This window comes from Thiothrix winogradskyi (assembly GCF_021650935.1).
Lineage (GTDB): Bacteria > Pseudomonadota > Gammaproteobacteria > Thiotrichales > Thiotrichaceae > Thiothrix > Thiothrix winogradskyi.
In genome coordinates this window covers 3162305-3185571 of record NZ_CP091244.1, presented here as the reverse complement: position 1 = coordinate 3185571, position 23267 = coordinate 3162305, and the positions used below count along the sequence as shown (strand labels likewise).

The 23267-nt window shown below is 50.9% G+C and carries 26 protein-coding genes; 15 read left to right on the top strand and 11 right to left on the bottom strand.

Annotated elements, in window-relative coordinates; genetic code table 11:
* Positions 1-56: 56 nt before the first annotated feature.
* The 4 genes from L2Y54_RS15830 to L2Y54_RS15815 all read right to left on the bottom strand — a co-directional run bounded on the left by L2Y54_RS15830 (position 57) and on the right by L2Y54_RS15815 (position 5101).
* The gene (locus tag L2Y54_RS15830) at positions 57-1406 is read right to left on the bottom strand and encodes a TrpB-like pyridoxal phosphate-dependent enzyme (RefSeq protein ID WP_236497503.1); all 1350 of its coding nucleotides are present in this window, start codon (positions 1404-1406) and stop codon (positions 57-59) included.
* 88 nt (positions 1407-1494) lie between these two features.
* Positions 1495-3492: a DNA helicase Rep gene (gene rep / locus L2Y54_RS15825; RefSeq protein ID WP_236497500.1), complete on the bottom strand. Its 1998-nt coding sequence runs from the start codon at positions 3490-3492 to the stop codon at positions 1495-1497.
* Positions 3489-4169 carry a DUF3226 domain-containing protein gene (locus L2Y54_RS15820; protein WP_236497498.1) on the bottom strand — a complete coding sequence of 227 codons (681 nt, stop codon included), beginning with the start codon at positions 4167-4169 and terminating at the stop codon, positions 3489-3491. Before L2Y54_RS15820 ends, rep begins: the two co-directional genes overlap by 4 nt.
* On the bottom strand, positions 4169-5101 hold the full coding sequence (locus L2Y54_RS15815; RefSeq protein ID WP_236497495.1) for an AAA family ATPase: 933 nt from the start codon (positions 5099-5101) through the stop codon (positions 4169-4171). Before L2Y54_RS15815 ends, L2Y54_RS15820 begins: the two co-directional genes overlap by 1 nt.
* 74 nt (positions 5102-5175) lie before the next feature.
* On the opposite strand from L2Y54_RS15815, the gene L2Y54_RS15810 reads away from it, so the two are divergent.
* The 13 genes from L2Y54_RS15810 to dcd all read left to right on the top strand — a co-directional run bounded on the left by L2Y54_RS15810 (position 5176) and on the right by dcd (position 14014).
* Positions 5176-5529 carry a thioredoxin family protein gene (locus L2Y54_RS15810; protein ID WP_236497494.1) on the top strand — a complete coding sequence of 118 codons (354 nt, stop codon included), beginning with the start codon at positions 5176-5178 and terminating at the stop codon, positions 5527-5529.
* Positions 5526-6089 (top strand): 1,6-anhydro-N-acetylmuramyl-L-alanine amidase AmpD, encoded by a 564-nt coding sequence (gene ampD, locus L2Y54_RS15805; RefSeq protein ID WP_236497492.1) that lies wholly within the window; start codon positions 5526-5528, stop codon positions 6087-6089. The genes L2Y54_RS15810 and ampD overlap by 4 nt, the downstream gene beginning before the upstream one ends.
* Before the next feature lie 160 nt (positions 6090-6249).
* The gene (locus tag L2Y54_RS15800; protein WP_236497489.1) at positions 6250-6849 is read left to right on the top strand and encodes an META domain-containing protein; all 600 of its coding nucleotides are present in this window, start codon (positions 6250-6252) and stop codon (positions 6847-6849) included.
* 117 nt (positions 6850-6966) lie between these two features.
* A complete protein-coding gene (glyA, locus tag L2Y54_RS15795; RefSeq protein WP_236497487.1) occupies positions 6967-8244 on the top strand; it encodes a serine hydroxymethyltransferase in 1278 nt (425 codons plus the stop codon).
* A 6-nt stretch (positions 8245-8250) separates the two neighbouring features.
* A complete protein-coding gene (gene nrdR / locus L2Y54_RS15790) occupies positions 8251-8760 on the top strand; it encodes a transcriptional regulator NrdR (protein ID WP_236497484.1) in 510 nt (169 codons plus the stop codon).
* A complete protein-coding gene (gene ribD, locus L2Y54_RS15785) occupies positions 8757-9878 on the top strand; it encodes a bifunctional diaminohydroxyphosphoribosylaminopyrimidine deaminase/5-amino-6-(5-phosphoribosylamino)uracil reductase RibD (protein ID WP_236497482.1) in 1122 nt (373 codons plus the stop codon). The genes nrdR and ribD overlap by 4 nt, the downstream gene beginning before the upstream one ends.
* Positions 9878-10543, top strand: a complete 666-nt coding sequence (locus L2Y54_RS15780) for a riboflavin synthase (RefSeq protein WP_236497481.1) — start codon at positions 9878-9880, stop codon at positions 10541-10543. The genes ribD and L2Y54_RS15780 overlap by 1 nt, the downstream gene beginning before the upstream one ends.
* A gap of 6 nt (positions 10544-10549) precedes the next feature.
* A complete protein-coding gene (ribBA, locus tag L2Y54_RS15775) occupies positions 10550-11656 on the top strand; it encodes a bifunctional 3,4-dihydroxy-2-butanone-4-phosphate synthase/GTP cyclohydrolase II (RefSeq protein ID WP_236497479.1) in 1107 nt (368 codons plus the stop codon).
* A 63-nt stretch (positions 11657-11719) separates the two neighbouring features.
* Positions 11720-12196 (top strand): 6,7-dimethyl-8-ribityllumazine synthase, encoded by a 477-nt coding sequence (gene ribH / locus L2Y54_RS15770; RefSeq protein ID WP_202716934.1) that lies wholly within the window; start codon positions 11720-11722, stop codon positions 12194-12196.
* Positions 12197-12202: 6 nt separating this feature from the next.
* Positions 12203-12679, top strand: a complete 477-nt coding sequence (gene nusB, locus L2Y54_RS15765; RefSeq protein ID WP_236497478.1) for a transcription antitermination factor NusB — start codon at positions 12203-12205, stop codon at positions 12677-12679.
* A 109-nt stretch (positions 12680-12788) separates the two neighbouring features.
* Positions 12789-12953 (top strand): hypothetical protein, encoded by a 165-nt coding sequence (locus L2Y54_RS15760; RefSeq protein ID WP_236497476.1) that lies wholly within the window; start codon positions 12789-12791, stop codon positions 12951-12953.
* Between the two features lie 54 nt (positions 12954-13007).
* Positions 13008-13451, top strand: coding sequence for an LEA/WHy family protein (locus tag L2Y54_RS15755; RefSeq protein ID WP_236497475.1), 444 nt, complete (start codon positions 13008-13010; stop codon positions 13449-13451).
* Complete coding sequence (dcd, locus tag L2Y54_RS15750) at positions 13448-14014, top strand: dCTP deaminase (RefSeq protein ID WP_236497473.1); 567 nt, start codon at positions 13448-13450, stop codon at positions 14012-14014. The genes L2Y54_RS15755 and dcd overlap by 4 nt, the downstream gene beginning before the upstream one ends.
* Here the strand turns inward: dcd and L2Y54_RS15745 are convergent.
* From L2Y54_RS15745 to hflK, 6 genes are all read right to left on the bottom strand, one after another.
* A complete protein-coding gene (locus tag L2Y54_RS15745) occupies positions 13995-14813 on the bottom strand; it encodes a tRNA threonylcarbamoyladenosine dehydratase (protein ID WP_236497470.1) in 819 nt (272 codons plus the stop codon). The genes dcd and L2Y54_RS15745 overlap by 20 nt on opposite strands.
* Entirely contained in the window at positions 14810-16105 is a 1296-nt protein-coding gene (locus L2Y54_RS15740) for an adenylosuccinate synthase (protein WP_236497468.1), read from the bottom strand. The genes L2Y54_RS15745 and L2Y54_RS15740 overlap by 4 nt, the downstream gene beginning before the upstream one ends.
* Before the next feature lie 48 nt (positions 16106-16153).
* Positions 16154-17341 carry an ATP phosphoribosyltransferase regulatory subunit gene (locus tag L2Y54_RS15735; protein WP_236497466.1) on the bottom strand — a complete coding sequence of 396 codons (1188 nt, stop codon included), beginning with the start codon at positions 17339-17341 and terminating at the stop codon, positions 16154-16156.
* Between the two features lie 9 nt (positions 17342-17350).
* The gene (locus L2Y54_RS15730) at positions 17351-17482 is read right to left on the bottom strand and encodes a DUF2065 domain-containing protein (protein ID WP_236497464.1); all 132 of its coding nucleotides are present in this window, start codon (positions 17480-17482) and stop codon (positions 17351-17353) included.
* Positions 17483-17548: 66 nt separating this feature from the next.
* Positions 17549-18421, bottom strand: a complete 873-nt coding sequence (gene hflC, locus L2Y54_RS15725; protein WP_236497461.1) for a protease modulator HflC — start codon at positions 18419-18421, stop codon at positions 17549-17551.
* On the bottom strand, positions 18421-19614 hold the full coding sequence (gene hflK / locus L2Y54_RS15720; RefSeq protein WP_236497460.1) for an FtsH protease activity modulator HflK: 1194 nt from the start codon (positions 19612-19614) through the stop codon (positions 18421-18423). The genes hflC and hflK overlap by 1 nt, the downstream gene beginning before the upstream one ends.
* A gap of 297 nt (positions 19615-19911) precedes the next feature.
* Between hflK and L2Y54_RS15715 the strand changes: the two genes are divergently transcribed.
* Positions 19912-21333: a tetratricopeptide repeat protein gene (locus L2Y54_RS15715; protein ID WP_236497458.1), complete on the top strand. Its 1422-nt coding sequence runs from the start codon at positions 19912-19914 to the stop codon at positions 21331-21333.
* Here the strand turns inward: L2Y54_RS15715 and L2Y54_RS15710 are convergent.
* A complete protein-coding gene (locus L2Y54_RS15710; RefSeq protein ID WP_236497456.1) occupies positions 21308-22252 on the bottom strand; it encodes a S1 family serine peptidase in 945 nt (314 codons plus the stop codon). The genes L2Y54_RS15715 and L2Y54_RS15710 overlap by 26 nt on opposite strands.
* Positions 22253-22338: 86 nt before the next feature.
* On the opposite strand from L2Y54_RS15710, the gene L2Y54_RS15705 reads away from it, so the two are divergent.
* A complete protein-coding gene (locus L2Y54_RS15705) occupies positions 22339-23205 on the top strand; it encodes a PfkB family carbohydrate kinase (protein WP_236497455.1) in 867 nt (288 codons plus the stop codon).
* Positions 23206-23267 lie beyond the last annotated feature (62 nt).

The window sequence follows — 23267 nt, the reverse complement described above, 5'->3', positions numbered from 1 at the left end:
TGTGTCGCATCGGGTTCAATAACGATGACCCCGATGCTTGGATTCTGGCGAGTGGGCTAACCGAATTTCGGCAAATGAGCGAGTGATTCCTTGATCGCTTCCTCCGGGTAATCGAAGTCGGTCAGATCACCTTGCAGGTAACGGTCATAGGAAGTCATGTCGAAATGCCCGTGACCTGACAGGTTGAACAACAGGGTTTTAGCTTCACCCGTTTTTGCGCAGTTTTGTGCTTCACGAATCGTAGCGGCAATCGCGTGGCAGGATTCAGGAGCGGCGATAATCCCCTCACTTTTTGCAAACAGCACCCCGGCGGCAAAGGTTTCCAGTTGCGGAACGGCGACGGCTTCGATCAAACCTTCGTGATACAACTGACTCACTAACGCGGATTCGCCGTGGTAACGCAAACCGCCCGCGTGAATTCCCGGCGGCATAAAATCATGACCCAAGGTGTACATTTTCATCAGCGGAGTCAGACCAGCCGTATCACCGTAATCGTAGGTGTAAATACCTTTGGTCAGCGTTGGGCAGGACGTGGGTTCGACAGCCACCAAGCGCACATTTTTACCCGCTGCATTATCGGCTAAGAACGGGAACGCAACACCGCCAAAGTTAGAACCACCGCCGCAAGGCGCGAAAATCATGTCGGGGTAATCACCGACCATCGCCAGTTGTTTTTTAGCCTCCAACCCAATAATGGTTTGATGCAACAACACATGATTGAGGACAGAACCCAAGGCGTAATTGGTGTCCGTGCGGCTGGCGGCCTCTTCCACGGCTTCGGAAATGGCAATCCCCAATGAGCCATTGGAATCGGGATGTGCCGCCAAAATGGCACGCCCGGATTCTGTCATATCGGTAGGGCTGGCAAAGACTTCCGCTCCCCACGTTTGCATCATGGAACGGCGGTAGGGCTTCTGTTCGTAGCTGATTTTGACCATGTAAACCCGCACGTCAATACCAAATATTTGCCCGGCCAAGGCTAATGAGCAACCCCATTGACCCGCCCCCGTTTCGGTGGATAAACGTTTGATGCCCGCTTGCTGGTTGTAATAGGCTTGCGCAACCGCTGTGTTGGGTTTGTGCGAACCCGCCGGACTAACCGCTTCGTTTTTGTAGTAAATTTTTGCCGGAGTATTGAGGAGCTTTTCAAGGCGGTGAGCGCGATACAGCGGCGATGGTCGCCACATCGTCAGGGCTTCACGCACCGGGTCGGGGATTTTGATCCAACGTTCGGTGCTGACTTCTTGCATGACCAAAGCTTCGGGGAAAATAGCCAACATCGCTTCGGGTGGAACTGGCTTGCCGTCTGGCCCCAGATAGGGTGAAGGCGGGTTGGGCATATCAGCAATCACATTGTACCAATGGGTTGGCATCTCGTTTTCAGGCAGGTAGATTTTGGTGGTCATGCAGGTCTCCTTTTCCATGTGAAATGTAAGTTTTATATTCCCACTTGCACCAGAAGTGTGCAATCTAAAACTTTCACGTGGTCGCTACTTAATCCCCTAATAATGCCTGTAAGTTAGAAATATACGCCCGCGCTGTTTCCTGGCGTTCTTCCGGCGACACGACTTTTTTGTCTTCCCATTCGAGATGTTCGGGGGGAAGTTCATCGAGGAAGCGGCTGGGTTCAACGGTGGAGGCATCGCCGTAGCGTGAGCGTACTTTGGCGTAGCTGATGGTGAGGTTTTTCTGGGCGCGGGTAATGCCCACGTAGGCGAGGCGGCGTTCTTCTTGGATGCTTTGTTCGTCGACGCTGTTGGCGTGGGGGAGTAATTCTTCTTCCACGCCGACCAAAAACACGTTGGGAAACTCCAGTCCTTTGGCAGCGTGTAAGGTCATTAAGGCAACCGCATCTTGTTCTTTTTCTTCACTATTGCGTTCCAGCATATCGACCAAGCTCATGTGCGCAATGATGTCGCTGAGCGTTTCTTTGCCCGCCCCGTCGTCATGAAGTTTGCGTACCCATTCGACAATTTCCCAGACATTTTTCATGCGTGATTCGGCTTGTTTGGGGGTGTTGCAGGTGTTTTTGAGCCAGTCTTCGTAGCCAGTGTCGTTGATGACTTGTTTAACAATTTGCGTGGGGTCGGCGTTTTCAGCGGCACGGATCATTTCGTGCAGCCAGAAGCCGAAGGTTTCTACCCGTTGTTGGGCTTTGGCGGAAATGCGCTGAGCAAAGCCGAGTTCTTGAGCGGCGGTGAACAAGCTGGCGTGGCGTTCGTGCGCGTATTCGCCAAGTTTTTCCAGTGTAGAGGTGCCAATTTCGCGTTTAGGGGTGTTGATAATGCGCAGGAAAGCGGCATCGTCGTCGGGGTTGGCGATGAGGCGCAGGTAGCCGAGGATGTCTTTGACTTCAGCGCGGGAGAAAAACGAGGTACCGCCGCTGATTTTGTAGGGAATATTGTTCTCGCGCAGAGCTTTTTCAAATAAACGGCTTTGGTGGTTGCCACGGTACAAAATGGCAAAATCTTTAAAATCAGCGCGGTCACGAAAACGGGCTTTGAGGATTTCACCGATGACTTTTTCGGCTTCGTGTTCGGGGGTGCGGGCGGGCATAATACGGATTGGGTCGCCTTCACCGAGGGTACTCCACAGATTTTTTTCAAATAAATGCGGGTTGTTGCCGATGAGTTTGTTGGCACTTTGCAAAATGCGGCTGGTGGAACGGTAGTTTTGTTCCAGCTTGATCACCTTGAGCATTGGGTAATCGGTTTGCAATTGAGCAATGTTTTCCGGGCGTGCGCCGCGCCAAGCGTAGATGGATTGGTCGTCATCTCCAACCGCCGTGAGTGCACCGCGAATGCCTGCTAACAGGCGAATCAGGCGGTATTGGCAGGCGTTGGTATCTTGGTATTCGTCGACCAACAGGTAGCGTAATTTGTGTTGCCAGTGTTGCAGGGCATCGGGGTGTTGCTCGAAAAGTTGTACTGGCAAGACGATGAGGTCGTCGAAATCGACGGCGTTGTAGGCTTTGATTTGGCGTTGGTATTTTTCATATAAAATCGCGGCGAGTTTTTCATCGGTGGTATTTGCCAGCAGGGCGGCTTGTTCGACCGAGATGAAGTCATTTTTCCAGCGCGAAATTATCCAGCGTAGGTTGTCGGCTTCTTCCACGTCTTCTTTGTGGGCGAGTTCTTTGAGGATGGCTTCGCTGTCTTGGGCATCAAGAATGCTGAAATTGGCTTTGTAGCCTAAGCGTTTGGCTTCACGCTTGATAATGTTTAAGCCTAGGGTGTGGAAGGTGGAAACGGTCAAGCCTTTGGCTTCTTCTTTGGTCAAGAGTTGGGTGGCGCGTTCGCGCATTTCACGGGCGGCTTTATTGGTGAACGTGATCGCCGCGATTTGATCGGCAGAATGCACCCCTTTGCGGATCATCCACGCGATTTTTTGGGTGATGACGCGGGTTTTGCCACTGCCAGCACCAGCGAGAACGAGGAGGGGAGAGCCGAGGTGGGTGACGGCGGCTTGTTGTTGGGGGTTAAGTCCGTTCATGGGGTTGGGTTGAATACTTTTTCTAACCAAGTAATAAGGGCAATGAAATTGGGGTGATTCTTTTCAAACAACCCTTGATGATAAGCGTATGAGGGGGATGTGCCCGGTTCTTTTTGCCATGCGAGCCATGTGGAGAGGTGAGCTTTTGAATTGTGATGTTCAGCAAATGCTTTGAGTTCACCAAGATTGCCAATGGTAGTTTCGGCATGATTCAGTAAGTCGCTCTGATTTGGCTTTGTGGTGCTGATGAATAAATCTTCAATCATCCCGTCAGAAAAGTGATTCGGCATGATCCAAATACCAATTTCTGCTCCTGATGGATGTGTGAATATCTCGCCATTATTTTTTTGGGTGGGTGTATCGGTAATGATAAACCCTTTGCCACGTAAAATTGATGTAAGCTGATCCCGGCGATTATTAAAACCATTCAGTTCTTGAGTAGAGTGGTCGGCATCAACAATGACACCTAATCTTGAAATTTGTCCACGAATCAGTAAATCAACTTGCAGTTTGAGTTGTAAATATAGCGGTTGAAGCCCATTTCGAAAAATTCGGGCATCAACATCACGAGGTATCTTAGGTTCGATTTCGACCTGGCTAGAAACGCCTATCAGTAATTGATTAAAAAACTTCTGATCACTAGCCCCTTCGACTAATAAGATGTTTTTTGCTTGCATCAGCGTACTTCCATCCCTGTCTCAGCAATCAGTTTGATTTCATCTTCGTTGTACGTTAGCGCAGTGATTTTGCCTTTATCAATCTCACGTTCGTTACGCCCCAATGAAATTAAGCGCCCTTCCTCTTCAGACTGAAGTGCAATCTTGCTGAATGCCTTGATCGTATCTTGGCTGTGAGTCGTTGCAAACACCTGAATATCAAGCTCCTTTGCCAAGTCGAACAGCTTCTCCCATACCTCTTCCTGAATCGAGTAGTGCAAGCCATTCTCGAATTCGTCGATCATCAAGTAACCACCTTTAGCTTGATAAGCGTACAGAAATATTTGTAGTAGACGACTCATACCTTCACCCATAGATTTTATAGAGCGAGCTTCTTCTTCGCCTGAAACAGAAATCATAGTCACTTGATTTGTTGTGTAAAAAACATCATCAATATTCTTGTCTATAATCTGTAAAGCATTTTTTAGTAGCTGGTCTTTCTTTTGTATTCTTATTTTATCCCATGCCTTAGCTAGTTCTTTTTCTGGATATATAGTTGTTTTAATGAAGGAAAATGTATGGTTTTCTTCGGGGAATAGTTGTTCGTGTACATGCTTTTCCGTAAGGTTCTTACCATTTATCACTACAATAACATCTACGCGACCATTTTTTAAATGATGTTCATATTGAATATAGTTTTTTTTAGGTGAATCCCCAATATAGGAATCTCCCTCTAAAGTACTTAGGGTTTTTTTTGAGAATACTTCACCTCTCATTTTTGCAATATCCTTTAAAGCCTGTGAATGACCATGCTGTGAAAAAAGTGCAACCGCCTCCAACAACGTACTCTTGCCGCTATTGTTTTTCCCCACGATGAGGTTTACCCGCCCCAGCGAGGGGATGGTCAAATCTTCAAAGCAGCGGAAGTTTTTGATGTGTAAGCTGTCGAGCATGGCGTGTATCCTTCATCCATAAGTCCCCAAACTATAGCAAGTTTCGTGCAGGCACGGTAACAAGTGGATGTATAATGCGCGGCATGAAAAATCTTACCCACCTGACTGATCTTAACTTTCACCATGTGCTGGCGGAAACGCCCGGTTCCGCACTGGTATTTTTTACTGCCCCTAACTGTGGTGCGTGTCGCAATCTCAAGTTGGCACTGAGTCGGTATTTGCATGAATACCCCGCTTTGCCTGTGTTTGAGGTGGATGCCGTCCATAACGGTGGGCTGGTGAATGCGCTGGATATTTTTCACCTGCCTGCGATGTTTCTGTACGTTGATGGGCATTACCATTGCGAATTGCATTGTGAACCCTTGCCCGCACGGATTCACACGGCGATTCAAACTGCCCTAGCACAACCTGCTGAGGATGAACCTTGAACATAGACCTAGAAACTGGCTTGTTGGACAGCGCTCGCCAATGTCCATCCCCCAATTACGATGAACGCCCGGCAGGTTGCATTCCTGAATTAATCGTTTTGCACAACATTAGCCTGCCACCCTACGAATTTGGCGGGTCGTGGATCGACCACTTGTTTACCAATCAACTTGATCCCGCTGCCCACCCGTTTTTTGCCGAAATTTGTCACTTGCGGGTGGCGAGCCATCTGTTAATCCGGCGAAATGGCGAGCTTGTCCAGTATGTACCTTTCCATAAACGCGCTTTTCACGCCGGTGTGTCAAACTATCGGGGTAGGAATCAATGTAATGACTTTTCGGTAGGTATAGAAATTGAAGGGTCGGATTTTGAGCCATTTACAGTAGCGCAATACGCTCAACTGGAAGGGTTGTTGCCCGTGTTGGTCAGTGCTTATCCGGGATTAAGTCTGGAACACATTACGGGTCATGAACATATCGCTCCTGGGCGCAAAACCGATCCTGGACCATTTTTCGATTGGAAGCACTTGAGCGAGGCGTTGGGAGTAGCGTTGCCAGCCTAAAAATTACCCTTTTCCGTGGTGTTGTATAAAGCCAACACTCAGGGGTAGAAAATATTCAATGTGGTGAAAGTCTAACATTTTTCCTATACTCAGAGGGTGTCACATGTGTGAGACGTATGTTTGCCCCACATAACCATCACTAAATCATTGAGGGAAACTCATGAAGACTAATACTACACAGCCTAATTTTTCCGTTCGGCTCTGCCGCGCTTTATTATTCCCTTTATTGTTAAGTAGCGTTGCTGTTTGCGCAGAAACGGCTCCCCCTCCTGAAGGCGCGGTAACACCACTCCCAGCGGGGGCTTGTCCACTGAATAGTGGCGGGCCTTCACTATTGGGTACAGAATGGCGTTTGCTGTCTGTTTACGGTAACAAAGTTCCCAATGAATTAAACATTAGTATGAACGTGAGTGAGGTGGCGCTCGCTGGTTCTGGTGGGTGCAATGAGTATGCTGCGAACTTTAAACAGGTCGGGCATACCGGTTTCATGATTACGAGAATTGATAAGGGGCGTGAGGGTTGCCCAATATTACGCCCCGGTGCAGGTCAGCAGACCATCAATGTAGGGGATTGGGAAGGGGCTTATCTGCGCACTTTGCAGCGTGCGGGCAGTGTCGAAACCATTGGTAATACCCTGCATTTTTATAACCGTAGCGGTGAGCCTTCGGTCATTTTTGGTAAGAAGTTCGGTGGTGCAGATGCCGATCAGCCCGAAGTTGCCCCACCTGCTGAAGAGAAACCAGCGACTACTACCAATTAATGCATTGCTATTTTGGTTTGAGACACCTGTCAGCGTGTAAAACAGCATAGGTTGAGGGCAAAAACGGTGGTATGCTATAACGCTTTTTTAGCTTTCAACGTGCAGGAGAAAAGCGGCATGTTTTCCAGCCAGATGACAATCGCGGGTTACGATGATGAATTGTGGAGTGCTATGCAGTCCGAAGTGCGCCGTCAGGAAGAGCACATTGAGCTGATCGCCTCCGAAAACTACGCCAGCCCGCGTGTAATGGAGGCACAGGGTTCAGTGCTTACCAATAAATACGCGGAAGGGTATCCTGCCAAGCGTTATTACGGTGGTTGCGAATACGTCGATACCGCAGAACAGCTTGCGATTGACCGGGTGAAGCAATTGTTTGGCGCGGATTATGCCAATGTGCAACCCCATTCCGGTTCTCAGGCCAATGCAGCGGTTTACATGGCACTGTTAAACCCCGGTGATACGGTGTTGGGTATGAGCTTGGCGCATGGCGGTCATCTGACGCATGGTGCAAAAGTTAACTTCTCCGGCAAGATTTACAACGCAGTGCAGTACGGCATTACCGACGAAGGCTACATTGATTATGCCGAAGTCGAGCGTCTGGCTGTAGAACATAAGCCTAAAATGATCGTCGCGGGGTTTTCAGCATATTCCCGTGTGATTGATTGGGGCAAATTTCGTGAAATCGCGGATAAAGTCGGCGCATATTTGATGGTGGATATGGCACACGTTGCGGGTTTGGTTGCCGCTGGTGTATACCCTAGCCCGGTGCAAATTGCTGACGTGACCACTTCTACCACGCATAAAACCTTACGTGGTCCGCGTGGTGGCATTATTCTGGCAAAAGCCAACCCTGAGTTGGAAAAGAAATTCAACTCGTTGGTCTTCCCTGGTATTCAAGGCGGTCCGTTGATGCATGTTATCGCCGCAAAAGCGGTAGCTTTCAAGGAAGCCTTAGAGCCTGAATTCACCGTTTACCAGCAGCAAGTGGCTAAAAACGCGAAAATCATGGCGGAAACCTTGATGGGGCGTGGCTACAAGATTGTGTCGGGTGGCACTGATAACCATTTGATGCTGATTGACCTGATCGACAAAGGTATTACGGGTAAAGCGGCGGATGCGGCGTTGGGTGCAGCGAATATCACCGTCAATAAAAACTCAGTACCGAATGACCCGCAATCGCCATTTGTCACCAGCGGTATCCGTGTGGGTACGCCAGCGATTACCACCCGTGGTTTCAAGGAGGCGGAATGCACCCAATTGGCGAACTGGATGGCGGATGTGTTGGATAACGTCGAAGACGCAGCCACCATTAACCGGGTGAAAGGGCAAGTGCTCAGTATTTGTGAGCGTTTCCCTGTATACCGTTCCAGTAGTTTTGGCGATCATCCGGCGTAATCTAGGATGCGTTGCCCCTTTTGCGGTGCAGATGACACGCGGGTCGTTGACTCGCGTTTAGCGAATGACGGCGACCAAGTGCGCCGTCGGCGGCGCTGTTCGGTTTGCGATGAGCGCTTCACAACTTATGAAGTGGCAGAACTGACGATGCCGCGAGTGATTAAATCCAATGCGGCGCGTGAACCTTTCGACGACGATAAATTGCGCGGCGGCATTATGCGGGCGTTGGAAAAGCGCCCGGTGTCGATAGACCGTATCGAAGCGGCATTAACGCATATTCGCAAACGCATTTTGATTAGCGGGGAACGCGAAGTGCCTTCATCCATGATCGGTGAATTGGTCATGGATGAGTTGCGTCAATTGGATGAAGTCGCCTACATCCGTTTTGCGTCGGTGTACCGCCGCTTCGATGCCATTGAAGAGTTCCGCAGCATGATCGAGCATCTGGAAAGCGATCCCACTTCAGAGCAACGTAATCGCCAAATCAATTTACTGCCGATTCCTTCCAAAGCATGAATTTTACCCCTGACGACCACCGTTACATGGCATACGCGCTGCAACTGGCGCGACGCGGTTGGTATACCACGCAACCGAATCCACGTGTGGGGTGTGTGATTGTGCGTCATGGGCAAATTGTCGGTGAAGGCTGGCATGAACGTGCCGGTGAACCCCACGCCGAAATCCACGCCTTGCGCATGGCAGGTGCGGCAGCCCGTGATGCCGATGTTTATGTCACACTTGAACCTTGTTCGCATTATGGGCGCACGCCGCCGTGTGCCAATGCTTTATTACAAGCGGGTGTAGCACGGGTCGTGGCTGCGATGGTGGATCCGAACCCCTTGGTGGCAGGTAATGGTTTGCGTTTGTTAGCGCAAGCGGGGATCAAAACCGCCTCCGGTTTGCTGGAAAACGAGGCGCGGGCTTTGAATCCCGGTTTTATTACCCGTATGGAACGCAATCGCCCGTATGTGCGGCTGAAAATGGCGATGAGTCTGGATGGGCGTACCGCAATGGAATCCGGTGAAAGTGTGTGGATTACCGGGGAAGCGGCGCGGCGTGATGTGCAGTTGCTACGGGCGCAGGCAGGTGCGGTGTTAACCGGCATTGGCACGGTGCTGGCGGATGATCCATCCCTCAATGTACGCCTGACTGCGGACGAGTTAGGTATTGCGGGCAAGGTGCGTCAGCCGGTGCGGGTGGTGCTGGATTCGGCGTTACAATTCCCGCTGAATGCCAAGTTGCTCGAATTACCGGGTGAAATTCGGCTATATACGTGCAGTCATGACGCGCAAAAAATGGCACTGTTAGCGCAGGCTGGGGTTATTATCCGCCAGTTTTCAGGTCAACAATTGCATTTGCCTGATGTCATGGCGGCATTGGTCGAGGATGGTATTACCGAAGTCCATGTTGAAGCGGGTGCAACATTGGCGGGTGCATTAGTGGAACAGGGCTTGGCAGATGAACTGGTTATCTACCTTGCGCCACATCTAATGGGGTCTAGCGCCCGGCCTTTGTTCCATTTACCGGCGATTGCCCAAATGAGCGAGCGTATTCCGCTGGAAATTCGCGATATTCGCGCAGTGGGGCAAGATTGGCGTATTATTGCCAGCCTGAAACCAGAGGTGAAAAACTGATGTTTACCGGTATTATTGAATCCATCGGCACAATCCGCGATATGCAGCCCAAAGGCGGTGATATGCGTCTGACGATTGCGACAGGCAAGTTGGACATGAGCGATGTGGCACTGGGCGATAGCATTGCGGTCAATGGCGTGTGTTTGACAGCGGTGGCGTTGGATAGTGGCAGTTTTAGCGCGGATGTTTCCCGCGAAACCTTGTCCCTAACCAGTCTGGGGCATTTGGCACGCGGTTCCAAGGTCAATCTGGAAAAAGCCTTAACCTTGCAAACCCGCCTCGGTGGGCATTTGGTCAGCGGGCATGTGGACGGTTTGGGCGAAGTGATTAGTCGCCATGACGATGCGCGTTCAGTACGTTTTAGCATCCGCGCTCCGGCACAGTTGGCAAAGTACATTGCCGCGAAAGGCTCGATCACCATGGATGGCACTAGCCTGACCGTCAATAAAGTCGAAGGCAGCACATTTGAACTTAATATCGTGCCGCACACCTTGAGCGAAACCATTATCGCCGATTACCGTAGCGGCACAGCGGTTAATCTGGAAGTCGATGTCATCGCCCGCTACCTTGAACGTTTGTTGCTGGGTGATAACGCTGCTGAGATGATGCCTCACAGCGGCGCAATTACCGAAGCATTCCTTGCCGAACACGGCTTTATGAAGTGAGAAACCATGCAATTCAACACCACAGAAGAGATTCTTAAAGACCTCGCAGAAGGCAAAATGGTCGTTATCGTTGACGACGAAGACCGCGAAAATGAAGGCGACCTGTTGATGGTGGCATCGCTCACTCGCCCTGAAGACATTAATTTCATGGTGAAGGAAGGGCGCGGCTTGGTGTGCCTGACCTTGACCCGTGAGCGTTGCAAGCAATTGAATTTGCCACTGATGATTTCTGCGACGGATGAAGAACACCGCACCAATTTCACCGTGTCCATTGAAGCCGCTGAAGGGGTCACGACCGGTATTTCGGCTTATGATCGGGCGCACACGGTGCGTACTGCGGTGGCACCGAATGCGAAACCTACCGATATTGAACAGCCGGGGCATATTTTCCCGTTGATGGCGCAACCCGGTGGCGTGTTGACTCGTGCAGGGCATACCGAGGCGGGTTGCGATTTGGCGCGTTTGGCAGGGTTTGAACCGGCGGCGACAATTGTTGAAATTCTCAACGAAGATGGCACGATGGCGCGTCGCCCTGACTTGGAGATTTTCGCCGAAAAGCACGGTTTGAAAATGGGCAGCATCGAAGACCTGATTCGCTACCGCGTGCAGCATGAAAAAACGGTTGAGCGAGTCTTTGAAAAAGAGGTGCAAACCGAATACGGCGCATTCCATTTGGTCGCGTATCAGGAACAAGCCAAGCATGACATTCATTTAGCGCTGGTCAAAGCTGACATCGGTGCTGACGATACCGTGTTGGTGCGGGTGCATTTGGAAAATGAATTGTGTGACCTGTTGGCATTGGCAGAACCGGGTTGTGGCTGGCCATTGCGCGGCGTGATGCAGCGGATTGAGCGTGAAGGCAAGGGCGTGATTGTTATCTTGCGCGAACCGATTCAGACGCAAGATGTGCTGAAACGTTTGAAAGGGTTTGAATCTCAAGCAGTAGTGCAGGACAATACCCGTTCTTCACCGGCTGAATTAAAAACCTACGGTATTGGTGCGCAGATCTTGTCGGATTTGGGCGTACACCGGATGCGTGTCATGAGTGCGCCGCGCCGTTTGCATGGCATTGCCGGTTTCGGTTTAGAAATTGTGGATTATGTTCAGGATTAAGTGAGAAACGGCTTACCCCAGCCGCTTCTGTGTGTTCTTTAATAATGAGTTTAGGATGGTTCAATGAGCTTCAATGTCATCGAAGGTGATTTTGCACCCCAAGAAGCCAAGTACGGCATCGTCGTAGCACGTTTCAACAGTTTTATCGTCGAAAGCCTGCTGGCAGGTGCGGTGGATGCGCTCAAGCGTCACGGCGGTGTGAAAGAGGAAGACATCGACGTGGTGCGCGTTCCGGGGGCGTATGAACTCCCCTTAGTGGCGCAGGCGATGGCGGCAAATGGTGATTACGATGCCATTATTGCGTTGGGTGCAGTCATCCGTGGCAGTACGCCGCATTTTGATTACGTAGCGGGCGAAGCTTCCAAAGGCTTGGCGCAAGTGGGTTTGAGCCATGAATTGCCGATTATTTTTGGCGTGTTGACCACGGATACGATTGAGCAATCCATTGAGCGTGCAGGTACGAAAGCAGGCAATAAAGGCGCTGAAGCGGCACTGTCAGCGATTGAAATGGTTTCCTTATTGCGCAAGATTAGGAAATAAACACACATGGCAGGACACAAACCCCTCTCGGAGTCCCAGCAGTTAATCGCGCGTCGCCGAGTGGCGCGGCGTTTGGCGATGCAAGGGACTTACCAGTGGTTAATTACCGGTAACGGCTTCCACGATGTTTATGTGTATTTTCAGGAAGAACAGGAGTTAGCCGCCGATTTTCGCAAGTGTGACGCAGCATTTTTTCATAAGTTGATGCGTTGCGCGATTGAGGGAGGGGAGGAGCTGGAAAACCGGATTACGCCGTATCTGGATCGTACCTTGGCACAAGTTGACCCAATTGAACATGCGGTATTGCGCGTGGCTACGTGTGAGTTGCTCAATCATATTGAAACACCTTACAAAGTCGTGGTGAACGAATACGTGAATCTGGCGAAAAAGTACGGTGCGGAACAATCCCATAAATTCGTGAATGGGGTGTTGGATAAAGTGGCGACACAAATTCGTCCACTGGAGTCTCAAGCCAACCGTTAACGCGGACTTGCTGCAAAAACCTTCCATCGGCTCTACACATTTTCTGCACATCTTCGCGTTATGCTTATCAAAGTATTTAACTAGAAGATAAACAGGAGTGTGGCGCATCATGAGTCTTAGAACAGCAACGGTTAAAAGTGATAACAAATTTCCCTTGCTATTGCGGCAAGGGTTACGTTCCCGGCGTTTGTGTGCCCCGCAAGTCCAGCGTGAAGAGCGGATGCAGCGTTGGCAACATCGCTTGGAACGGCTATTTGCCCGACAGGTGTATTGAGAGCGCGTTTCGTTTAGTATTGACTATTCCAACGAATAGGAAGAATGACTGTTTATGCTAAAGCGAATGTTGCCTCTTTTGTTTACGTCACTGCTGTTATCGGCTTGTAGTGGCGTTCCCGGTGTGGTCGAGCAACCCAAAATATCCATCCAAAACGTCAGTTTGCAGGAAATTTCCCTGTCACAAGGGACTGCTATCGTGACGCTCAATGTGGCGAATCCGAATGCCTTCCCGATTCCATTGAAGGGCATCCAGTACGGTTTAAGCTTGAACGGTCGTCAGGTAGCCAGCGGGGATCAGGCGCAGGAAATGAGTATTGGGGCGCGTCAGGAAGTGCCGGTTAATATTCCGGTGCGCTTGGATTTTATGCAATTGCTGCAACTGGCTCCCGAAGCTTTGCAAACCCGTAGTTTGCGTTATGACTTGAGCGGTGCGGTAAAATTGCCGTTTATCAGCGTACCGTTCCAGCGCCAAGGCGGGGTAGGGGTACGTCAATGAGTATCAAATCCGACCATTGGATTCGCCGCATGGCAACCGAGCAGGGCATGATTGAGCCATTCGAGCCGGGGCAGGTGCGCACTGCCAACGGCGGAAAAATCGTATCCTACGGTACTTCCAGTTACGGTTATGACGTGCGTTGCGCTAACGAATTCAAGATTTTCACCAACATTAACAGCACCATCGTTGACCCGAAGAACTTTGACGAAAAGAGCTTTGTGGATTTCAAGGGTGATGTTTGCATTATCCCGCCGAACTCATTTGCACTGGCGCGGACGGTGGAGTATTTTCGCATTCCACGCAGCACATTGGTAGTGTGTTTGGGTAAATCGACGTATGCACGTTGCGGAATAATTGTGAATGTAACGCCTTTAGAACCCGAATGGGAAGGTCACGTTACGCTGGAATTTTCCAACACAACGACGCTACCGGCGAAAATCTACGCCAACGAAGGCGTGGCGCAGATGCTGTTTTTTGAGTCGGATGAGGTGTGCTCCACATCCTACAAAGACCGTGGTGGCAAGTATCAAGGGCAAACCGGCGTTACGTTGCCAAAGACGTAGCCGCTAACTTACCCAACACATGGCTGACGGCGATAAATGCAAAACTCGCCGTCACCGTTGTCACCGAACCGATGCCTCCCGCGCAACTCAAATCACACGCGCTTGCACCCTCCGTCCGTTCAGGCAGGGTCATCGCTTCCTCCGACCATACGGCAGGTACGTCAAAGCGACGTTTGGGGTTGCTGCTGAAACCGTAATGTTGGCGCAATTCCTTACGCACTTTGGAGAGCAACGGGTCCTGCAAGGTTTTGGTCAGATCGGTCAGGCGGATTTTGGTCGGGTCTTTTTGCCCTCCCGCGCCACCGGCGGTAATTAAGCGGATTTTGTTACGACGGCAATAGGCAATCAGTGCCGCTTTGGTGCGGGCATTGTCGATGCAATCCAGCACGTAATCGAATTCGGGTTTGATGAGGTTCGCAAGGTTATCCTTGTCGATAAAATCTTCAACGAGATGCAATTGGCAAGCAGAATTAATGTCGAGGCAACGCTCTTGCAATACGGCAATTTTGGCACGTCCAATCGTGCTGCCGAGGGCAGGTAATTGGCGATTGATATTGGATTCGGCAACGTTATCGAGATCAATCAGGGTGAGTGTACCAATCCCACTACGTGCCAAGGCTTCGACAGCCCAAGACCCAACACCACCCACGCCAATCACGCAAACATGCGCAGCAGTGAAGCGGTCAAACGCCGCCTCACCGTAAGTGCGGATGATGCCGCCAAACCGACGGCTAACATCAACTCCTTCTCCCTTCACCCCTTGCGGGGGAAGGGTTGGGGATGGGGGGGTATTCTTCACCCCGCGTAAGGATCGCGCAGAATAATCGTCTGGTCGCGGTCTGGCCCTGTCGAAATAATGTCGATAGGTGTTTCCACCGCTTCTGCCAAACGTGCCAGATATGCCTTAGCATTCGCTGGCAGCGCATCATAACTGGTCACGCCAAACGTGGATTCTGTCCAACCCGGCATGTCTTCGTAGATAGGCTCGCAACGCGCGAATTCATCCGTGTCCACGGGTGGAACATCAAGGATATTGCCATCCAGCTTGTAAGCAGTACAAATCCGTACTGTTTCCAAACCGTCCAACACGTCCAGCTTAGTGATGCACAGCCCACTGATGGAGTTGATGTGCATAGCGCGACGTAAAGAAACCGCATCGTACCAACCACAACGGCGCGGACGACCTGTGGTAGAACCAAACTCATTACCTTGCTTGGCAATGTACGCGCCCACGTCATCAAACAACTCCGTCGGGAAAGGTCCCGAACCCACCCGCGTGGTGTAGGCTTTGGTAATACCCAGAATGTAATCCAGATTGCGCGGGCCAATACCCGAACCTGTGCAAGCCCCACCAGCGGTAGTGCTGGAGGAAGTCACAAACGGATAAGTGCCGTGGTCAATATCCAACAACGTGCCTTGCGCACCTTCCAGCATCACGTCTTTGCCCGCTTTGCGCAATTCAGCCAAACGGTTAGGAATGTCGGTAATCATCGGTTTGATGATTTCTGCCATTTGCATCGCTTCGACAAGTACCGCATCGGCATCAACCGTGTCGCACTTGAAGTAATGTTCCAGCATGAAATTGTGGTATTCCATGATGCCGCGCAGCTTGGTTTCAAACTGTTCCGGGTTCAGCAAATCGCCAACGCGCAACCCACGGCGGGAAATTTTGTCTTCGTAAGCCGGGCCAATGCCGCGCCCCGTCGTACCGATGGCTTGTTTGCCACGTGCTTTTTCACGCGCTGCATCCAACGCAACGTGGTATGGCAGGATCAATTGGCAGCTTGCGGAAATTTTCAAACGGTCACGCGCCGGAACGCCACGCGCTTCCAGCATTTCGATTTCTTTGAGCAAGGCATCAGGAGCGACGACCACGCCATTGCCGATCATGCACTCCACGCCTTCACGTAAAATGCCGGAAGGTACTAAATGCAGCACGGTTTTTTCACCGTTGATGACCAACGTGTGTCCGGCATTATGCCCACCTTGAAAACGTACTACGGCGGAGGCATTTTCAGTCAGCAGATCCACGATCTTGCCTTTGCCTTCATCACCCCACTGCGTGCCCAATACAACGACGAATTTTCCCATGTCAGTCTCGCTCTCTCGCTCAAATGTGCCAAAAGGTGTTAGTAAAGATTAAACAGCCACGACGTTCCAGTGCCCGTCTTGCTGAAGTATTTGTTGGCTGCAACCCAGTGCTGCCGCGTCATGTGTTTGCCCATCCAGCGCACGGATAACCCGTTGTTGCTGACTGCGCAATGTCCGAATCAGTTGTTCCAGCGCCGCATTTTGTACTGCTGGAGCAAAAATACTGGCGTTGCCAGTGCGTTGCTGTTGTGGCAAAGCAAATGTTGCCAAGGTGCGCAAATCGGTGCTGAAACCCGTGGCAGGTCGGGTGCGCCCGAAGGCTTCGCCTATGCCGTCGTAACGCCCGCCGCGTGCGACTTCGCGCCCCATGCCTGATGTATAAACACCGTACACAATGCCGGTATGGTAGTCGTAACCGCTCAATTCAGCCAGATCAACATGAATCTTGCAGGCGGGGAAGTGCGCCGCTACTCGTGTGGTTAGGGTGCGCAAATACGTGAGGGCATCCTGAACGTCGCTCGGTGCATTCGCAAACAATGCGGCGGCTTGATCGAGTACATCAACCGCCCCATTCAAGCGTGGCAATTGCTGCAAATAAGTGCTGATGTCAGCGGGCAAATTGGTTGTTGCCAGCCATGCATCAATTTCGGGCAGGGATTTGCGCACCAGCATGTCATAGAAATGACTTTCTTGCGCCGCATCCAGCCCAGCAGCCCGCGCTAAGCTGCGGAAAATGCCAACGTGACCTATGTCCAGCAGCAAGTCGGGGATTTGGCAATGTGTCAACGTTTCCAGCAACAAGCTGATCACTTCAAAATCACTGTCCAAACCGGCATGACCGAACAGTTCTGCACCTACTTGCAAGGGGGAACGTGAACCGTCATGGAAACTGCGAGTACGCAAGACACTACCGATGTAACACAGGCGATTCGGCTGTTCGGTTTGCAATTTATGCGCATCAATCCGTGCAATTTGCGGCGTCATGTCCGCCCGCACGCCCATCATCCGTCCGGTCAGTTGATCGGTCAGTTTAAAGGTTTGTACGTCAAGGTGTGTGCCGTGACCAGTGCGCAGCGATTCCATGAATTCTACCAGTGGCGGCATTACCAAACGGTAGCCCCAAGTGGCGTAAAGATCGAGTAAGCGGCGGCGCAGTTGCTCCAGCGCTTCGGCTTCGTCAGGCAGGGCTTCGCTGATGCCATCGGGAAGCGCCCAATATTGGTGAGTATTCAGCATGGTTTGTGGCTAATCGGTCAAAAAGAGCAGTAGGATACCAGCAATTACACCTACCAGACCAATGGTTCGTAAGGTTTTGTCGGGCAATTCGAGTAATTGACGATAGGTTTCACGCAGACGAGAGGGGCTTAAGAATGGCATAAGCCCCTCCAAAATTAACAGGAGGGCGATAGCAGTGAGCAAATCGTTCCAGTTAAACGTCACTGCCTAGGGTTGCAGCGCTTGCTGTTTGAAATAGCGGAAGAACTCGGACGTCGGTTCTAGCACCATGACATCACCGTTTTTACCGATGGTGTTGCGGTAGGCGCTCAAGCTACGGTAGAACGAGTAAAACTCGGCATCTTGCTGGTAAGCCTGTGCATAGATTTCGGCGGCTTTCGCATCACCTTCACCGCGAATTTTTTCCGCTTCTTTGTAGGCTTCGGCCATAATGATGGTGGATTCACGGTTAGCATTCGCTTCGATTTTCGCACCTTCTTCCTGCCCGCGTGAGCGGAAGTCTTGGGCAACCCGTTCACGGTCGGAACGCATCCGATTGTATACGGAATCGCTAACGGTATCGGGGAAGTCGATGCGGCTAACCCGCACGTCAACGATTTCTATCCCTAACTGTTTGGCGACTTCCTTGGATTTGCTTTCAACCCCTTGGAGGATGCTGCCACGTTCACCTGACAAGGCTTCTTGAATGGTGCGGCGACTAAATTCGTTACGCAAGCCATCTTTCATAAGCTGTTCCAGACGATTTTCGGCATCGGCAATACGTCCACCACCCGTTGAGCGGTAGAATGCCGAGACATCTTCAATCCGCCATTTCAGGAAGAAATCCACCGTGACATACTTTTTCTCACCAGTCAGGAATTGCTCCGGGCGCGAAGTGAGTGTTTGAATGGTTGCCGGAAATTTGCTGACGGTAGTAATGAAAGGCATACGGAAGTTTAATCCCGGTTTAATGTCAGCATTCACGATTTCACGGAATTTGAACAAAATTGCTTTTTCGCGTTGATCCACGGTATACAGTGAGGAATAGAACAACAAAGCAATCGCACCCACGGCTACCGCGAGTATGTTTTTAATATCCATTAGCGGCTCTCCCTTACACTGTTTTCCCGACTTGTGCCTGTGGGGTCGGCACTATTGGTAGTGGCATCAGTCGGTGTTGGTGTCGCATTCTGTTTGTCAGTCGCATTTTGCATGGCGGCAGCAGCGGCTGGAACCGTGTTAGTGTTGCTGGTTTGACCATTCAATTGATCCAGTGGCAGGTACAACATATTATTGTTGTTGGAATCAATCACGATTTTGCGGCTACCCGCCATGACAGTTTCCATCGTTTCCAAATACAAGCGTTCGCGGGTAACTTCAGGTGCTTTGCGGTATTCTGTGACCAACTGCATGAAACGTGATGCGTCACCCTCCGCTCTGCTAACCGTTTCCTGACGGAACGCTTCGGATTCCGCTTTTAAACGGGCGGCTTTACCACGCGCTTCAGGGATCACTTTGTTTGCGTAAGTTTGGGCTTCGTTTTGATAGCGGTTGGCATCTTCACGTGCTTTGTTGGCTTCGTCAAACGCTTCTTTGACTTGCGGTGGCGCTTCAGCATACGTCAGGTTGACGGTGATGATTTGTAAGCCTGCGCGGTAGTTATCCAATACCTGTTGCATTTGGGTTTGAATATCACCGGCAATTTGCGCCCGACCTTCTTTGAGGATGAAGTCCATGTCATTGCGCCCGATCACCTCACGGGTAATGCCCCGCATCACTTGGTAGAGTGTCCCTTGGGTTTGGTCTGCCAAGAAATCTGGGTTGAGGAGGTTGAAGGCATAATCTTCAGGATTACGCACTTTGTATTGTGCCGCGACCGCTACTTCGACGATATTTTCGTCTTTGGTCAACATGGTGTTGCGATCCTGTGCACTCCGGTTTTGTTCGGTGTCGATGATTTCAACGGTTTCAATGGGGTAGGGTAAACGCCAGTGCAAACCTGCATCCGTGGTGGCTTGATAAGCGCCGAACCGCAGCACTAAACCTTGTTGACGCGCGTCAACCGTGTAGAAGCCTGATAACAACCAGCCAACAACAAATACTATCAGTAGGAAAATGATGCCTTTACTACTGTTTTGATTAGCGTTATCACCATTGCCACCGGAACCGCCGAATAGCTTACCTAATTTTTCATTCAATTTACGGATTAGCTCTTCAGGGTCATTGCCGCCTGAGCCACGTTTTTTTCCTGACCAAGGATCTTGTTGATTCCCACCCGGTTCGTTCCAGGGCATAGTTAAAGCTCCTAAAAATGTTCTACTGGTTGCTAGTGTTGAGGTTACAGAATAAATTTCAACGTGAAGCATAACAGATTAGCTTGTACAGTTCGCAACTCACCCTGAAAAAATGGTGTTGAAATCCTGATAAAGCGCCTGCCTAGGTAAAGCAACAACCGCTTATTTAATAGGTTTTATTTATTATATCGTGTTGATATTCTATTGAAATTGTGATGGGTATCATAGAAATTCATCACATATGGCTATAATATCCACCAGCTCAACCCTGAGTGTTATTACAATTTGGATACTATCATGATGTCTGACGAATGCATTGCTCGCCAGATGCGTAGCATTTTTTTCCCAGCGCACCAGCGCCATGCCTTTCATCGCCTTAATGTGGAATACCTCGCATCCTTACAAGGGCTGCAACCGCCAGCCTTGAGTGACCTGTTAGAAACCGGTATACGCGGCAATTTACAACGTGCAGGAGAGAGCGATGCAGTTATGCCGAGCTTACGCCATCAAGTCGAATGGATGGCTGGGATTATTGCGCAGCAAGGTGCATGGTTACAGCAGGGCAAGGAACATCAGCGCAAACAATTGCTCAGCAATAGCCAAGGCAATTTCGTCTTATACCGTGCGGGCATGAGCGTTGACTTTGCTGGGAAAAAACTGTCAGAAGCCTTGCTGGTTCCGGTGCATGATGCCCAGCAGCGGGTAGCGCTGGCAGTGCAAATGCTCAAAGATGGGTTGCAGGTCAACCCACTCAATTACCGCGCGCATTTTGAGCTAGGTTGGGCATATTTGTTTATGCTGAATCAATTGCCGGAAGCCACGTTTCATCTGGAAGCAGCGGCGCAACAGGCGCAAGCTTCTGACCCTTTGTTTGCACGCTTTGCGCGGCGGCATTTGGCTGCTGCTTGGTATGGGCGGCAAGAGTTTAGCAAGGCAGCCGAGATTGCCCTGAGTATTTTGCCTGAGGCGGCTCCCGATGATTTGGAAGTGCGTTATGAATTGTCGCGTTATCTGAGCGCAGCGGGTGAAATCCCCTTGGCAGCACAACATTTGGCGCAAGTGGTTGGGCGTTCGGCGATTCACTATGTACAGGCGCAAGCTGAACCCGATTTTGTCGGGCAGGGTGAAATCCAGACGGTGTTGGAAGATTTGCGCAGTATCCGCCTCCAACGCATTCAACATTATGTTCATGCCAACTGGAAACAGGATGCGCTCGCAACCTTACCCTTGCCCGATCAGATTGATTCGGGTGAGCTGTTCAACCAGGTTGTGGATCAGCATGAACGGGTGATGACGCATTTGCCTTATGCGACCTTGAGCCAGCGCGAAAAGCAAATAGGGGATCGGATTTTGGATGCCTCCAGACAGCGCATTATCCGTGAAGTGCGCTTGCGTTCGCGTCACTACGAACAAGTGGCTGAAAAAGAGCGCCAGCGTTGGTCATGGGTCAATCAGACCGGGGGCGCTTTGGTGCATATATCCACCATTTTGCTATTGGCTTCCCTCATGTTTTACCTGCTACGCTTTGTGCTCGATTTCGTGGGGATGGGTAATTTGCTGAATGCCGACACTTTGGTCGGCAATATTATGGGAAGTATGCTGTTACTGGGCATCACCGGGGTGACGCTGCTTCAGTTTGTGCCTTGGGGCATGAAAAAACTGTTACTGAAGCAGCTTGAACTCGACAATACTGTTAATGTTTTGAAGTCTTCTTCCTGAACAACACCAGTGCGGGGAACAGCAGGGCTAACCAACCGCCTTCCAATACGCCAGCACCACCCGGATAGCTGGCACGCGGGTCATTGGGTGGTGTGATCGGCGCTTGTGCATACGGTGGCGGGGCAAATTGCTGTATCCAACCGGCGTAACTGGCAACACGGGTATAAATGCCGTATTTCCCCGGCATCGCGCAACCTTCCCCTTGGCTGACAATGCCCACCTGACGGTAAACCCCATTTTGTTGCACTAGCAAGGGACCGCCGCTATCACCGACGCAGGCATCCCGGCCACCTTGCGGGTAGCCTGCACACAACATGCTGGATTGAATTTTGCCACCGTAAGAGTTTGGGGCATTGCAGATTTCATTGGGGATAATTGGTACGGTGACTTGATGCATTTGCGTGGGGTAATTGCCGGGATAGCCGTTATTCGCTTTGGCAGCGCGTGCACCCCAGCCAACCACAGTCGCGGCAGTACCGGGTGGGGGATTGTCGGCGTACACGGGCATGGTCGCACCTTCCAAGGGGGCTGCCAGCATCAGTAACGCTAGATCATTCGCACCATTGCTCATATTGTAATGGGGGTGAACCACAATACGCTGGATTTGCATGTGCCGCCCATTTGGAGAATCTAACCCTGTCGCCCCTGAAAAAGTCACTAAGTCGGGCGTGCCGTATTCATAATACAAGCCTTCCGCCTCGCCCCTGATACAATGCGCGGCAGTCAGCACCCACAGGGGGTGGATCAGATTACCACCGCAGAGTATTTGCCCATCGTGGGTGGTTTTGATGGCAACGACCGAAGGCCAAGCGTTTTGCCCAACTGGATTCCCGCCGACAATGCGCATGGTCAACTCGTTGGCGTTGAGTGTTTGCAGCGGCATGAGTGCCAGAAGTAGCAGCCCCAATAATTTGTACATTATAAATCCCCTGTGACGTTATCATTTTGCCCAATGATTACGACCACGGGATTTCAAAAAATACTGCATAAGGACGAAAAAAATTTATGAGTTTTATTTTAGTAACAGGCAATGCCACGCTGGATATTGTCAATGTGGTTGAGCATTACCCACAAGAAGACGAGGAAATGCGTGCGGTGCAGCAGTGGCGTGAGACGGGTGGTAATGCGGCGAATGTGGCGCAAGTGTTGGCAGCTCACCTGCATCGCTGTGATTTTTGCGGATTAATTGCGCAAGATGGTGATGGCGATCACATTTTTAGCGCATTGGGCGAAAAATCCATCGGTTTGGAATACGCGGTGCGTCAAACGGGTAAATCCCCCGTGTCTTACATCACCCTGAATCAGCAAAATGGCAGTCGCACGATTGTGCATCACCGCGATTTGGTGGAATTGGCGGCAGCGGATTTTTGCCGGATTCCGGTATCACATTACGATTGGCTGCACTTTGAAGGGCGCAATGTGGCTGAACTCGCTGCGATGCTGGCTTATGCCCATGACAATATTTTCGACCAACCGGTATCGCTGGAAATCGAAAAAGTGCGGGATGGCTTGGAAGATTTGATTCCGCAAGTGGATCTGGTGATGTTTCCGCGAGCGTATGCGCAGGCGCACGGGTTTCAGGATGCGGAAAGTTTTTTGCGTGATCGGCAAGCCAAACACGGCAAGGTGTGGATGACGTGTACGTGGGGAGCGGCAGGTGCTTGGGCAATTGATCAGCTTGGGGTGGTCTTTCATGCGCCAGCGTTGGCGGTTGAGGTGGTGGATACGTTGGGGGCGGGGGATGTGTTTAACGCTTGCCTGATTCATGCATTGGCGACGGGGCAATTGCTGGAGGAGGCGTTGTATTATGCCGTGAAGATGGCAGGGCGGAAGGTGCAACAACACGGGTTGAGCGGGTTTATAACGAAATGAGTGGTGCCCGGAGCCGGACTCGAACCGGCACGCTGTTACCAGCGAGAGATTTTAAGGGCTAG

Bases quoted from the DNA above. Each gene is read 5' to 3' on its own strand.
- L2Y54_RS15830 (WP_236497503.1), bottom strand. From the start codon at position 1,406: ATGACCACCAAAATCTACCTGCCTGAAAACGAGATGCCAACCCATTGG.
- rep (WP_236497500.1), bottom strand. From the start codon at position 3,492: ATGAACGGACTTAACCCCCAACAACAAGCCGCCGTCACCCACCTCGGC.
- L2Y54_RS15820 (WP_236497498.1), bottom strand. From the start codon at position 4,169: ATGCAAGCAAAAAACATCTTATTAGTCGAAGGGGCTAGTGATCAGAAG.
- L2Y54_RS15815 (WP_236497495.1), bottom strand. From the start codon at position 5,101: ATGCTCGACAGCTTACACATCAAAAACTTCCGCTGCTTTGAAGATTTG.
- L2Y54_RS15810 (WP_236497494.1), top strand. From the start codon at position 5,176: ATGCGCGGCATGAAAAATCTTACCCACCTGACTGATCTTAACTTTCAC.
- L2Y54_RS15800 (WP_236497489.1), top strand. From the start codon at position 6,250: ATGAAGACTAATACTACACAGCCTAATTTTTCCGTTCGGCTCTGCCGC.
- glyA (WP_236497487.1), top strand. From the start codon at position 6,967: ATGTTTTCCAGCCAGATGACAATCGCGGGTTACGATGATGAATTGTGG.
- nrdR (WP_236497484.1), top strand. From the start codon at position 8,251: ATGCGTTGCCCCTTTTGCGGTGCAGATGACACGCGGGTCGTTGACTCG.
- ribD (WP_236497482.1), top strand. From the start codon at position 8,757: ATGAATTTTACCCCTGACGACCACCGTTACATGGCATACGCGCTGCAA.
- L2Y54_RS15780 (WP_236497481.1), top strand. From the start codon at position 9,878: ATGTTTACCGGTATTATTGAATCCATCGGCACAATCCGCGATATGCAG.
- ribBA (WP_236497479.1), top strand. From the start codon at position 10,550: ATGCAATTCAACACCACAGAAGAGATTCTTAAAGACCTCGCAGAAGGC.
- ribH (WP_202716934.1), top strand. From the start codon at position 11,720: ATGAGCTTCAATGTCATCGAAGGTGATTTTGCACCCCAAGAAGCCAAG.
- nusB (WP_236497478.1), top strand. From the start codon at position 12,203: ATGGCAGGACACAAACCCCTCTCGGAGTCCCAGCAGTTAATCGCGCGT.
- L2Y54_RS15760 (WP_236497476.1), top strand. From the start codon at position 12,789: ATGAGTCTTAGAACAGCAACGGTTAAAAGTGATAACAAATTTCCCTTG.
- L2Y54_RS15755 (WP_236497475.1), top strand. From the start codon at position 13,008: ATGCTAAAGCGAATGTTGCCTCTTTTGTTTACGTCACTGCTGTTATCG.
- dcd (WP_236497473.1), top strand. From the start codon at position 13,448: ATGAGTATCAAATCCGACCATTGGATTCGCCGCATGGCAACCGAGCAG.
- L2Y54_RS15740 (WP_236497468.1), bottom strand. From the start codon at position 16,105: ATGGGAAAATTCGTCGTTGTATTGGGCACGCAGTGGGGTGATGAAGGC.
- L2Y54_RS15735 (WP_236497466.1), bottom strand. From the start codon at position 17,341: ATGCTGAATACTCACCAATATTGGGCGCTTCCCGATGGCATCAGCGAA.
- L2Y54_RS15730 (WP_236497464.1), bottom strand. From the start codon at position 17,482: ATGCCATTCTTAAGCCCCTCTCGTCTGCGTGAAACCTATCGTCAATTA.
- hflC (WP_236497461.1), bottom strand. From the start codon at position 18,421: ATGGATATTAAAAACATACTCGCGGTAGCCGTGGGTGCGATTGCTTTG.
- hflK (WP_236497460.1), bottom strand. From the start codon at position 19,614: ATGCCCTGGAACGAACCGGGTGGGAATCAACAAGATCCTTGGTCAGGA.
- L2Y54_RS15715 (WP_236497458.1), top strand. From the start codon at position 19,912: ATGATGTCTGACGAATGCATTGCTCGCCAGATGCGTAGCATTTTTTTC.
- L2Y54_RS15710 (WP_236497456.1), bottom strand. From the start codon at position 22,252: ATGTACAAATTATTGGGGCTGCTACTTCTGGCACTCATGCCGCTGCAA.
- L2Y54_RS15705 (WP_236497455.1), top strand. From the start codon at position 22,339: ATGAGTTTTATTTTAGTAACAGGCAATGCCACGCTGGATATTGTCAAT.